Annotated in this window: 10 protein-coding genes and 1 riboswitch; of the genes, 5 read left to right on the top strand and 5 right to left on the bottom strand. The window is 48.8% G+C overall.

Translation table 11 applies throughout. The features are described from left to right. Positions 1-221: 221 nt before the first annotated feature. Positions 222-542: a NifU family protein gene (locus ACRQU7_RS01105; protein ID WP_042081214.1), complete on the bottom strand. Its 321-nt coding sequence runs from the start codon at positions 540-542 to the stop codon at positions 222-224. A gap of 536 nt (positions 543-1,078) precedes the next feature. On the opposite strand from ACRQU7_RS01105, the gene ACRQU7_RS01110 reads away from it, so the two are divergent. From ACRQU7_RS01110 to ACRQU7_RS01130, 5 genes are all read left to right on the top strand, one after another. Next, positions 1,079-2,701, top strand: coding sequence for a 4-hydroxyphenylacetate 3-hydroxylase N-terminal domain-containing protein (locus ACRQU7_RS01110; protein WP_444643070.1), 1,623 nt, complete (start codon positions 1,079-1,081; stop codon positions 2,699-2,701). Between the two features lie 109 nt (positions 2,702-2,810). After that, positions 2,811-3,602 (top strand): SDR family NAD(P)-dependent oxidoreductase, encoded by a 792-nt coding sequence (locus ACRQU7_RS01115; RefSeq protein ID WP_444643072.1) that lies wholly within the window; start codon positions 2,811-2,813, stop codon positions 3,600-3,602. A gap of 90 nt (positions 3,603-3,692) precedes the next feature. Further along, the gene (locus ACRQU7_RS01120) at positions 3,693-4,979 is read left to right on the top strand and encodes a CoA transferase (protein ID WP_038322155.1); all 1,287 of its coding nucleotides are present in this window, start codon (positions 3,693-3,695) and stop codon (positions 4,977-4,979) included. 163 nt (positions 4,980-5,142) lie between these two features. After that, positions 5,143-5,961 (top strand): SDR family NAD(P)-dependent oxidoreductase, encoded by an 819-nt coding sequence (locus ACRQU7_RS01125; protein WP_444643075.1) that lies wholly within the window; start codon positions 5,143-5,145, stop codon positions 5,959-5,961. A gap of 53 nt (positions 5,962-6,014) precedes the next feature. Continuing rightward, the gene (locus tag ACRQU7_RS01130; RefSeq protein WP_444643077.1) at positions 6,015-6,962 is read left to right on the top strand and encodes a 3-hydroxyacyl-CoA dehydrogenase family protein; all 948 of its coding nucleotides are present in this window, start codon (positions 6,015-6,017) and stop codon (positions 6,960-6,962) included. Between the two features lie 64 nt (positions 6,963-7,026). On the opposite strand, the gene ACRQU7_RS01135 is transcribed toward ACRQU7_RS01130, so the two are convergent. From ACRQU7_RS01135 to ACRQU7_RS01150, 4 genes are all read right to left on the bottom strand, one after another. Further along, complete coding sequence (locus ACRQU7_RS01135) at positions 7,027-8,715, bottom strand: methyl-accepting chemotaxis protein (protein WP_444643079.1); 1,689 nt, start codon at positions 8,713-8,715, stop codon at positions 7,027-7,029. A gap of 155 nt (positions 8,716-8,870) precedes the next feature. Continuing rightward, positions 8,871-8,951, bottom strand: a riboswitch (cyclic di-GMP riboswitch). Positions 8,952-9,029: 78 nt separating this feature from the next. Further along, the gene (locus ACRQU7_RS01140) at positions 9,030-10,163 is read right to left on the bottom strand and encodes a glycerate kinase family protein (protein ID WP_444643081.1); all 1,134 of its coding nucleotides are present in this window, start codon (positions 10,161-10,163) and stop codon (positions 9,030-9,032) included. Positions 10,164-10,377: 214 nt separating this feature from the next. Then, positions 10,378-11,337, bottom strand: a complete 960-nt coding sequence (locus ACRQU7_RS01145; protein WP_444643083.1) for a D-2-hydroxyacid dehydrogenase — start codon at positions 11,335-11,337, stop codon at positions 10,378-10,380. Between the two features lie 29 nt (positions 11,338-11,366). Next, positions 11,367-12,281 carry a sugar phosphate isomerase/epimerase family protein gene (locus ACRQU7_RS01150; protein WP_444643085.1) on the bottom strand — a complete coding sequence of 305 codons (915 nt, stop codon included), beginning with the start codon at positions 12,279-12,281 and terminating at the stop codon, positions 11,367-11,369. Between the last annotated feature and the right edge of the window lie 92 nt (positions 12,282-12,373).

Here is a 12,373-nt window from a genome sequence, read left to right on the forward strand (position 1 = left end):
TTCTTCGGGTTCGGGCGGGCGTCCGAATCAGGGAATGCATCGAATCCATTCTTTCACTTTTACCCGATTTCATGAATATAGAAAGCAGACTGATATCATTTTCTGATGATATTGGTCTGCTGTTTTTTTATTTGCTGATACCGATGCCGAATACGATGAAAATACCGCTTATGTTCGCTGAGGCTGAAATAAAGTTTCTGCCGTATGCTGTGAACAGCGCATTACGGACCGACATCGTCCGTATTTGGCTTGGGATGGGCTGTCATCAGCTTCATGGCTTCAGCAAAAATTTCGTCGCTGATGCCGGAATCAATTTCCACACCTTTGATCTGAGCAATGCGGCGCATAAGCTCCTTTTCGAGAAGATTTTTTACGGTATCATCCGCCGAGGGGCACCCGGAACACTCGCCCTGCATCTCGATCCAGAGGATGCCGTCTTCATCCAAATCCAGAACCTCGACGTTTCCGCCATGGGACGCCAGCTGTGGCCGGACAAATAAATTCAGGACGGCTTCCATATCTTTGCGGAGCTCTTTATCCATCTTGCAGATCTCCTTTTTTGTGATGGCCCTGTCGCTCACCTGATGGAATACGGGTGGCGTTTTTTCTTGTTCTGGCCATGGAACGCGAGGCTTGGTCAAAGCATCTGATTTGGGCCATAAAATAATATATCACTCTATCGATTATATCAAATGAACTGTTAATTTATAAACTAAGATTTTTTATATATTGCCTAAAATATTATCGATATATTCTTGATATTTTAATATAAACATAAAACTTTTCGCATATTATAGCAATAGCAAAAGAAAAATTGATTCGAAAATCTCTTTAATATACAACTGGTCATATAGCATTTTATTACAAATGACCAAAAATTATTTTACCTGTTGACGAATGATTTGGTAAGCATTAATATTAAATCGGAAGCCAGAAAGTTTGCTGTGTCGGATAAGATTTTGATTACATACTTTTCCATCAGAATCGGAACAGCAAAGTGACTGACTGGCCATCCGTTCTCTCTGCTTGGAGAGACGATTCAATTTATGAATTCGATGAAGGGAAAGGGTTGAAAATTATGGCAGTTGGAACTTATGAACAGTACAAAGAGCGTTTGCTGAGAATGAAACCGAATGTATATCTCAATGGGAAATGTGTGGACCGTTCCAATGGAAAACAGGGAGCGGAGCGTGATTTGGCCGACTGGATCAAAGGCGGTACATACGTTATGAAGCAGTGCTATGATGTCGCAAATGATCCTCGTTATGCGGACGTATGTGTGACTACTTCCCATATCACAGGCGAGACCATCAATCGCGCCACGAATATTCACCGCAGCGTGGAGGATCTTCTCAAAAAGCAGCTGATGACCCGCCTGATCTGTCAGCATGTGGGCGGATGCATGCAGCGCTGCATGGGATCGGACGCATTGAACGCATTGTATTCCGTCACTTACGACTGTGATGAAGCGTGCGGAACCGAGTATCACAAGCGCTTACTCAAGTATCTTGAGTATTGTCAGAAGTTCGATTTGATTTGCAACTGCGCCCAAACCGATGTGAAGGGTTCCCGTAATTCGAAATATAAGCGCGCGCACATGCAGCCGGATCCGGATTCCTTTGTCCATGTTGTAGAGTCGGACGTGGACGGCATCGGTGTGGACGGGAAGCCCTGCAAGGGCATCATCGTCCGCGGCGCCAAAATATGCAATTCCAATGCGCCTTATGTAGATGAGATCATCGTCAACCCCACCAAGTTTATGAGTCAGGAGGACAGTGATTATGCGGTGGCTTTCGCACTGCCCGGCGACTGGGACGGCGTTAAGCTGATGGCGCTTCCGGGGCTGCATCATAAGCGGACGCACTTGGACGCGCCTTACGCTCACATCGGCGATGTGGAAAGCCTGACGATCTTCGACGACTGCTTTGTTCCCTACGACCGCGTGTTTATGTGCGGACGCGACAGCGAGAACGTAGCCCGTTATGCCGGATATCTGGCGCTGATGTTCGCGCATTATCACCGCCATTCCTACACGGGATGCAAGACCGCAGTTTCTGAGGTGATCGCGTCTCAGGCCGCTTTGGTCGCGGATGTCAACGATATTGCCAAGGAGTCCCATGTCCGTGAAAAAATCTGTGACATCATTCAGACGGCGGAGCTGGTGTTTGCGGCAGGTGAGGCGGCGGCGTACCACGCGGTTGAATTCCCGTCCGGCCAGTGGGTGCCTGATGAGATCTTGACTAATGCCGGACGCCGCTTGGCCGGACACAACATGTATCACGAGTATGAGACGCTGGCGGATTTGACGGGCGGCGTATGCGCTTCCCTGCCGACAGAGGAGAGCTTCTTTGATCCGGAGACCGCAGAGCTGTGCAATAAGTATATCCGCCGGAATCCGGCGTACAGTGCGGAGGATACCCATCGCGTTATGCGCATGATGGAGAATAAGCTGTGCGATTCTTACGAGGCCGCTCAGGCAGTTGCCGGCGTTCACGGCGGCGGGTCGCCTCTTATGGAGACAATCACACTCATGAGCCGTTATGATCTGGAAGAGCTGAAAAAAATCGCAAAGTATCTGGCGGGGCTGCCTGGCTATGAGGAATGTCCACGCTATGAGCGCAGCTTGCACACAGCCACACCGCGTGCCATGCTGGCAAAGTTTGACGCTTCGGTATCGAAGGGAAAGCCGGAAACAAAGTAATTTGTGCAGATTCAGGAAACGCATCACTTCGTTTGTTACGAAGTGATGCGTCCACTCAATATTCTGCCTGTTTGCCCAAGGTCTAAAAAATAATGAAGGAGGAAGTCAGATGACCCAAGATGCAAGTTTGCCGTTTGCAATGCCGAATTACGATCTTACGGATAAGGTCGCAATCGTAACCGGAGGAACCAAAGGGCTCGGTTATGGCGTGGTGAGGACTTTGGCATATTACGGCGCCAAGGTCGTGATTACCAGCAGACATCAGGAGGACTGCGATAAGGTGGCGCAGGAAGTCATCGCCGCGGGAGGCGATGCTGTCGGAATCAAAACGGACGTTCAGCATAAGGAGGAAGTTGATAATCTGGTTGCCATGACCATAGAGAAATACGGGAAGCTGGATATTATGGTCAATAACGCTGGCGTGGCCATTACAAAGCCGATGCTGGAAATGAGTGAGGCCGAGTACAATACGGTGATGGATTCCAACCTGAGAAGCGTATTTTTTGGCTCCGCCGCTGCTGCAAGAGAAATGATCAGGCAGGGAAACGGGGGACGAATCATCAATATGGCTTCGATCGGCGGATTGGTGGGGACCAAAAACATTTCTACATACGGTGCTTCGAAAGCGGCTGTTTTGAATCTGACCAAAGGGATGGCGATTGAATTCGGGAAATACAACATCACGGTAAACTCTGTCTGCCCCGGTTACGTGAAAACAGCGCTGAATGCCGAATTTCTGGACAATCCCAAGTATCAGGAAAAAATGTTCAGCAAGATTCCTCTGAAGAGATGGGGCACGGTCGAAGAGGTCGCGGCCATCGTATTGTTCCTGGCCTCCGATTTTTCCGGGATTATTACCGGCACCTATATTGTGGCAGATATGGGAACAACCTGCTCCTAAGGCATGAATTTTTAGAGACGGTGTAATTAACATACGCAGTGTGCTGCCATTTCGGCAGTACAGCGTTACTTTGATAGGAGGAGTTTAATCGTGGACCGATGGGAAAAAATCGAGCGTAAACCAGCACCGTACCTGATTCCGAGCTTTGGGCCTCTCAGCGGGATAAGGGTTCTGCTGAACGGAACCGTTGTAGCGGCGCCCTTTGCCGCGACGATGATGAGCGACTTTGGCGCGGAGGTAATTGCGCTGGAGCGTCCGAAGGTCGGAGGCGATCCGGCCAGACATCAGAAGCCGCAGATCACCAGCGGGGATAAATCCATCAGCGGATCGTGGATGCAGAATGCGAGGAACAAGCTCAGCTTCCTGCTTGAAACCAATCTGAATGTTCCCGAGTGCCGGGAGATTTTTCTGTCCCTGATTAAAAACTCGGACATTTGGATTGAAAACATGGTATGGATTGATAAGCTTGGCATCAGTGATGAGCTGCTGTTACAGGTGAATCCCAAGCTGGTTATTTGCCATATCAGCGGGTTCGGGACCGCCGGCTTCGGCGGAGAGCAGAAGCACATCAACAGGCCGGGATACGATCCGCTTGGACAGGCCGAATCGGGCTGGGGGCTGCTTCAGGGCTGGCCGGACCGCGAGCCGTATTATGCCCAGCAGTATATCGGCGATTATCTGAACGGACTGTTTGCCGTCAACGGCATCTTAATGGCTTATATGAATGTTCAGAAGACCGGAAAAGGGCAAAGCATCGACGTCTGCCTGACGGAAGGCTGGATGAGGGTGATGGACGACAACTTCCCGCTTTGGACGGAGATGAAAACGCTTAAACAAAGGCAGGGAATCAAGCAGACCACTTATCAGCCGGGCGGCATTTTCCCGACAAAGGACGGTAAATATATCAACCTGGGCTCTTATGGAAAAACCGCCTACAACAAGGTTCTCAAAGGATTCGGAATAGATACGGAAAAGTACAGCTATGAAAAAGCCGGCGGAAGCGCCGAAGCCGTGGCCAGTCCTCTGGGAAAGGAACTGGATGCCACTTTCCAGAAATTCTTTATGGAGCATACCGCCGACGAGGCGCTGGAGATCTGCATCGAGAACAAGATCGGCGCCGCTGTGGTAAGGGATGCCGGAGACGTTTATGTACAGTCGCACTGGAGAGAAAGAGGCGACTGGATCACCTATACGGATCAGACGCTTGACAAGAATATTGAGGCTTTCGGCTTCGTCCCCAAAATGTCAGAGACACCCGGTGCGGTCTGGCGCGGCGCGCCGGCGTTGGGTCAGGACACGGAGAGGGTGCTTTCCCAGCTGCTGGATTATAGTCCGGATGAGATCCAGGCATTGAAGGGAAAAGGGATTATCGATTAGTCCTTGCTGAAAGGATCGGGATGTTTGGACCATTCGGTGAATTCTGTGCCAGGCCAAACAATGACATTTCGCGAAGTCCGGTGCAAAATCCAACGATCAGACAGGCCATTTTGATTTTTCCGGCAGGACATATGATCTGTATTCAATGAAAGGAGAACATCAAATGGGTATTTTAACGGGGAAAAATGCAATTGTAACAGGCGCGGCCAGGGGACTCGGCAGGGAATATGCACTGCGGCTTGCTTCTTTGGGAGCGGATGTCGGTATTATCGACATCAATTTGAAGAGCTTTCAGGAGTACAAGGCAGAGGAGGATTTGCTGACAGCGGATACCGTTATGGACGAAATCCGTGCACTGGGCGTAAAATCCGAAGGTGCAACAGCGGATATCAGCGACAGGGAGCAGGTCTTTGCGGCGGTTGAAGAGCTTGCCGGGAAGCTGGGAGATATCTCCATCCTTGTATGTAATGCCGGCGGCGGAATGGGCCCTATGGACGGAAACAAGGCATCCCAGCTAAACTGGGACCAGTTTCATGCCGTGGTCGCAAGGAACTTCTTTGGAACCGTTTATTCCTGTAATGCCGTTGCCCCAATGATGAAAAAGAACAAGTACGGTAAAATTGTTACCGTAGCCTCCGTGGGCGGACTTACAGCCAACAGTGATGGGAGCTATGCGCACTATGCTTCATCAAAGGCCGCTATTATCCAGTATACCAAACTGCTTGCTCAGGAGCTTGGTCCTTACAATATTACCTGCAACGTGGTCGCGCCCGGATTCATTTCGACCGCGCGGCTGGTTGCGGGCTATAAGAGCGTTGGGGAAGACAAGTTCACCCGCAATATTGCAATGGGACGTTTTGGTACGACAACGGATTGCGCGAATGCGGTGGAATTTCTGGCAACCGATCAGTCGTCCTATGTAAGCGGGGCCGTTCTCGAAGTAACGGGCGGTACCGTCGGACGCATTATGATGAATCAGTAGTATTAACAGCGGGAATTTGTTCCCGTCAATATTTTTTAAAGGGTGGGATTGCATTGAACAAGTGGAATATTCTGATGGTTGGCGCAGGAACCATGGGACGCGGAATTGCCGAGGTGTTTGCCGCGAAGGAAATCGACATCACTCTTTATGACGCTTTCCCGGAGCAGCTGCAAAAGGCAAAGCAGACCATTCAGGCAGACATGGCGTATTATGCTGAAGAGGGCATCGTTTCGCCTGAAGAAATTCGGAATACCGAGAAGTTCGTTTTTTATGAGGAAGATCTCGAAAAAATAGCCCCGAAAGTGAACCTGGTCATTGAAGGTGTATTTGAAAATGTCGATATTAAGAGAGAGATTTTCGATAAGCTGGATAAACTTTGTGCGCCGGACTGCATTTTTTGCAGCAATACCTCAGCATCTAACATTTTTGAAATCGCACAGATCAGCCACCCGGAGCGTCTGATGATTACACATTTCTTCAATCCACCGTATGTTATGCCGTTGGTGGAAGTCGTTATGGGGCCGAAAACATCTTCTGAAAATGTAAAAACGGTTTGCGACGTGCTGACCTCCGTGGGAAAGGAGCCCGCCGTCATAAAAAAATACATTCCGGGCTTCATTGTAAACCGGCTTGACAATGTGCTTTCCAGAGAAATCGCTTACATGATCACGCAGGGATGGACAACCGCTGCGGACGTGGAGCGCGCGATTCGTTACACCAGTGGAACCAGATATTCCTTTGAGGGGCCGCTGTCCCTCCACGATGTGGTGGGATGGGATTTGACCACTAGTGTTTCGCGGGACGTTTTCAAAACCCTGTGCAATGATACCGATGGCGACCGTCTTGGAGAAAAGCTGATCAAAGAAGGCCGCTTGGGCATTAAGACAAAAAAAGGCTGTTATGATTATGATGATATCGACATTCAGGAATTCATGAACAAGAGAGCCCATAGAATCATCAAGATGCTGAAGGTAATCCGTACGCTGGATGATCCGGAGTAATCTAATCAAGAAGAAACAACCTGTATTAACGGAGCATGGCAGACAGCCATGCTCCGTGTCTTCATTAGAGGGCCATTTTGTTCAATTTGAACTTTCCAACCAGTTCCTTCATTGTCTGGGCCTGTCCGGAAAGCTCTTCGCTTGCTGCGGCACTTTCTTCAGCGGTTGCAGAGTTTGTCTGTACTACAGAGGAAATTTGTTCTACACCTAATGTTATCTGTCCGATAGAATCTGCCTGCTGCTTTGACGCTCTTGATATTTGATCAACGATATCCGCAACCTCTTTTGTATTATCCACGACAAGAAGAAGAGAGTTCGCGGTTTCATTTGCAATTCTTGTGCCATTCTTCACCTGTTTCATGGAATTCTCAATCAAATCGGTCGTGTTTTTTGCGGCCTCGGCACTCTTACTGGCCAAATTTCTTACCTCATCCGCTACAACGGCAAAGCCCTTGCCTGCCGCACCTGCCCTTGCCGCTTCGACCGCCGCATTCAATGCAAGAATATTTGTCTGGAAAGCAATGTCTTCAATCGTTTTAATGATTTTCCCGATCTGGCCGGATGACTCGCTGATTTGAGACATGGCGCCTACCATTTCTCCCATGTGCCGATTGCTGATCTCTATTTCGGCGCGGACATTGTTTACATTTCTGCTTGCATCGGTGGCGTGTGCCGCATTTTGCTGAACCTGAGCGGATATTTCTGAGATTGATGCGGCAAGCTCTTCCACCGAGCTAGCCTGTTCGGTTGCACCCTGCGCCAACGCCTGGGAACTATCGGAAATTTGACTGGCGCCGCTTGAAACCTGCTCCGAGGCCTGATTGATCTGGCCCAGGGTATCATTAAATGATGCCAAAATGCCAAGGCAGGAATCTTTCAGATCCGCATAATCGCCATTGTAATCCAATGCGGGAAGCACCGTAAGGTTACCACGTTCGATCTCGCCGAGGACGTTTGTTATGTCGGCTATGTATGACCTTATCGATGCAATGGATTCCGTAAAAGCTGCGCTCAGTTGTCCGATTTCATCCCTCGAATTCACGCTGACCTGCACTTGTAAATCGCCCTTCGCCATTTTCCGGGCGGCCTCAACCATATCTTTTACAGGTCTGCTGATGCTGCGTGAAATTGCTAAGGCGATGATAAGGGAAAGCACAAGAGTAATTACAAGAATGGCGAGCATGGATACTGTGGTTGTATTTCTCTGCGCGGTAAGATCCGCGGATATTTGATCTCCCTTGCTTGTTTTTTCACTAAACAGTGTGTTGATTGAAGTTGTTAAATTATCAAATATAGGCGCACCCTCAGTAACCAACAGCCTGTTTGCCTGCTCGTCGTTATTCTCTAAAGCAAGTTCGACGACACGGGATTTCAAATCTTTATATGCTTCCAGATTTTCCTGAATCATATTATAATGTCCGGTTTCGATTACGCCCACCAATGTTTTTTGAATTTCCGCTAAATCCTGATCAATGGCCGCTCCTGATTTATCCAAATTATCAACCGCGCTTTGGATTGTCTGCTGATCGGCTGCAATGATCATTTCTTGTAAAATGGATCGGCTGTTATTGAATTCCGCACTCAGGCGCCCCACATCACCCTGAGCAAATCCATATTTGATCAAAGCATTGCCATAACCCGAATCCATGTTTTGCAGCATGAAAAATCCTACCACGCTGCCAATACTTGAAATGAATGCAACCAAAATAAAAGTAGCAATTAATTTTTTGCCAATTTTCATATTTTTTAACATACAGATACCCCTTTTAAATATTTTTGAACGATTTCAAAAATTTTTCCATTCTTATAAACCTTTATTTAGCTATACTTACTGGCCATAATTCTCTGAACTTTCAGCAAATATTCTATAATAAAGCCGTGGTACAATATTGTACCACGGCCACACAGCATGGTAACCCGGCTGTCTTCATAAACATTAGACCCGTGGCTTTGCGTCCCCGCCTTTCGATGTGTTTGCTATTTTCAAAATGTGATTAAATAATGATAAGGTAACTGACTTATGTAAAAAATATCAAAACTCAAACGAATGCTATAAAAGAATCCTTTTCACTGCCCCAGCCGAATCAAAAACTGCATCAGATTATCGATAGTGAGTGCTAAATCGCTTTTGCTTCGCTGTTTGGCCTCCTTGAAATCCACAGCAACACGGTTGATACTGAACACTCCCGAAACCCCCTCCTGATAAGCCTGCTCAATGCCGTCGCCGATATCTCCCACAACGGCCACAAGGGGAACTCCCAGGCTCTTTGCATGCCGCGCGACACCGATGACCACTTTTCCTCTCAGACTCTGGGTGTCCATTTTCCCCTCGCCGCTGATGATCAAATCCGCGTTTGCCGCCAGACTGTCGAATCCGACCGTATTGAGGATCGTTTCAATTCCCATTTGCAGCTCAGCGCCAAAAAAGGCAATCAGCCCGCCGCCCATTCCGCCCGCGGCGCCGGCGCCGGCAATTTGCGCAATATCAATACCCAATTGTTCCCGTATTACGCGGGAAGCGCTTCTCAGACCTTTATCCAGAGTTTTCACGAGGTTTTCATCCGCTCCCTTTTGCGGGGCAAATACACAGGCGGCACCATTTTCACCGTACAGTGGATTATCAATGTCGCACATTCCCACGATTTCAACATTCCTGAGCGCAGGGTTGAGTCCGGACACATCGATCCGGTCAATCTCGCAGAGAGTTCCGCCGGTTGGGACAAATAAATTTCCCTCTTTGTCATAGAATTTTATACCGGCCGCAGCCGCGGCCCCGGTTCCGAGGTCATTGGTACAGCTTCCCCCGATCCCCACGATGATCTTATTACAGCCATGAATCGCGGCATGCTCCATCAGCTGCCCTACTCCATAGGTAGTGGTTTTGTCCGGGTGCTTATCGTCGTCGACAAGCGGCAGTCCCGCACAGGCCGCCAGCTCCACCACAGCGGTACCGGAACCGATCACTCCATAAAAAGCCTGCATATCCTCCATATAGGGCCCTTTCACCTGAGTAAAAACCTTGCGGCCTCCCATCGCAGTTAAGAACGCGTCCACGCTGCCCTCTCCGCCGTCTGCGACGGGGATCGAAATTACTTCCGACCGAGGATAATGGGTTTTTATTTGATTTTTCATGATCTCGCAGATTTCCATGGAGCTCATGGTTCCCTTAAATGAATCCGGGATTAAAACAACTTTTTCCACAGGCGAACACTCCTTTTGTCCTTCTTTATGCTTCTCGAAAATCCGAACCTTTGAGAAAGAAATAGTTTAACGGTACTGATTGTAAATGCCAATGGAACGTAAATTTAATAAATTTACGTTCCACGGAACAGGCAGAAAACGATCGGGCGCAAAATTTGATGACGGGCTTACTGTCAAATAATTTCGCTTCCGATGTTTTCGGGGATAGTCAGGTTTATTTGTTTACAACATTAATTGGATTCCCGTCGAGGAATGCTTTCAAGTCCTGAACCGCAATATCCATCAGGCGCTGGCGGCTTTCTTTTGGAGCCCATGAAATATGAGGAGTCAGGATAGCATTTTTTGCTTTCAAAAGCGGGTTGTCCGCCTGAATCGGCTCGGTGGAAACAACGTCACATCCCGCGCCGGCAACTTTTCCGCTGTTGAGCGCGTCGGCCAGGTCCTGCTCTACAATCAGCGGACCGCGCGAGTTGTTGACGATGATGACGCCGTCCTTCATCTTAGCGATGCTGTCCTTATTAATGATCCCCTGTGTGGATGGAAACAGCGGACAATGCAGTGAAATGGTATCGGACTGCGCAAGCAGTTCATCCAGAGTGACGTATTGGCAGGTTTCACCCTCCAGCGCCGGGTTCCGATACTCGTCATACGCAACAACTTTCATTCCAAGCGCCTGTGCGATTTTTGCCGTTGCCTGTCCGATCTTTCCAAATCCGATGATGCCCATTGTTTTGCCGGCCAGTTCAATCAGCGGGTAATTCCAAAAACACCAGTCCTGATTTAAGGTCCAGTCACCGCGCAGAACGGCGGCGGAATGTTCACCGATATGATGGCAGACTTCCAGCAAAAGCGCAATGGCGAACTGAGCCACGGCAGCCGTTCCGTAAGTCGGAATATTGGAAACGACAATCCCCTTCTGCTTTGCGGCTGTAACATCCACCACATTGTAGCCTGTCGCCAAAACACCCACATATTTTATGCCGCGGCAAGCCTGAAGTGTTTCCGCGCTGATCGGCGTTTTATTCGTGATGACGATCTCCGCGTCTCCAATGCGTTCCACGATCTCATCGGCAGGTGTGCGGTCGTATACCGTTACCTGCCCTAATTTTTCAAATCCCTCCCAGCTTAAATCGCCGGGATTCTCCGTGTAGCCGTCCAAAATCACTATTTTCATTGCAGATTCCTTTCTTTATACACCATTCATCAGTCTTCCAGCAACGCCCATGCGCGGTTCAGCACACGCTTTGCGTTTGCGACAACAATGTCCGGATCTTCATTTCCCCATGGCTTTACTTCGAAAGACAGAACCATCGGGTTTTCGGAGTTGAAAAACCCTTCATTCTTCGCGACGCGCAAAAAGTCCAGAACCTCCGGTATATCGTTGCAGCCGTTGGGGAATCCAAAACGGGGATGTGTATCGCCGTAGGCCGCGTTGGACTTTTCGCCCATGACCGCGCTGCCGATATGGAGATGTGTGATGTAGGGGCGAAGAGTACGGAATACAAACCCGCTGGTTTCATACGTCTGCGGAAAGTGGGAGAGGTCAACCAGAAGGCCGAAATTATTGGTGTATTCGCGCATGTCGGCCGCAAAACGCGCGGCCAGCGGCGCGGGACCAATCAAAGAAGCCTTGTCAAAATCAAAGTCAAAAACTTCAATTTCCACGTTCATTCCTTTTGTTTTGGCGTAATCACAAACATTTTTCGTCGTTTTGAGCAATTGAGCATAAGACTCTTCCTTCGTTGCTTCTTCCCATTTGCCGGCAAGGAATGCGATTCCTTTCGCGCCCAGATATTCCGCCTCGTCAACGGATTTAAGGAGCATGTCTTCTGCTTTCTTTCTTTCATTTTCGTCCAGATGGCAGGAATTAAGCCCGGCTCCCATGAGCCTTGGCTGTGCCCCGTAGCAAACGGTCATGTGGGAAACGGCCAGCATATCCCGAACCTGCGCGCGGGTTTCATCGCTGTTTATGGTTGTAACTTCCACAGCGTCAAAATAGTCATCCAAAGCAATCTTTTTCATTGTTTCCACAATGGGGCCTTCCCCGCGCATGGTCGCCGGATAAGCCATAAAATGAATTAATCCCACTTTGAAATATTTGCTGATTGAATCTTTCATTATACTACACTCCTTTTAAAAAATATTTGAGAATACCGGCATTTTTCTGAATTGCCTGCCGCGGCAAGATCAGCTTTATCCGGCCGGTATAA

The sequence above is a fragment of the Caproiciproducens puteiluti genome, assembly GCF_052442865.1.
Lineage (GTDB): Bacteria > Bacillota > Clostridia > Oscillospirales > Acutalibacteraceae > Caproiciproducens.

What these genes read in the sequence shown, in the direction of transcription:
- ACRQU7_RS01105 (WP_042081214.1), bottom strand. Translation starts at nt 542, where the DNA reads ATGGATAAAGAGCTCCGCAAAGATATGGAAGCCGTCCTGAATTTATTT.
- ACRQU7_RS01110 (WP_444643070.1), top strand. Translation starts at nt 1,079, where the DNA reads ATGGCAGTTGGAACTTATGAACAGTACAAAGAGCGTTTGCTGAGAATG.
- ACRQU7_RS01115 (WP_444643072.1), top strand. Translation starts at nt 2,811, where the DNA reads ATGACCCAAGATGCAAGTTTGCCGTTTGCAATGCCGAATTACGATCTT.
- ACRQU7_RS01125 (WP_444643075.1), top strand. Translation starts at nt 5,143, where the DNA reads ATGGGTATTTTAACGGGGAAAAATGCAATTGTAACAGGCGCGGCCAGG.
- ACRQU7_RS01135 (WP_444643079.1), bottom strand. Translation starts at nt 8,715, where the DNA reads ATGTTAAAAAATATGAAAATTGGCAAAAAATTAATTGCTACTTTTATT.
- ACRQU7_RS01145 (WP_444643083.1), bottom strand. Translation starts at nt 11,337, where the DNA reads ATGAAAATAGTGATTTTGGACGGCTACACGGAGAATCCCGGCGATTTA.
- ACRQU7_RS01150 (WP_444643085.1), bottom strand. Translation starts at nt 12,281, where the DNA reads ATGAAAGATTCAATCAGCAAATATTTCAAAGTGGGATTAATTCATTTT.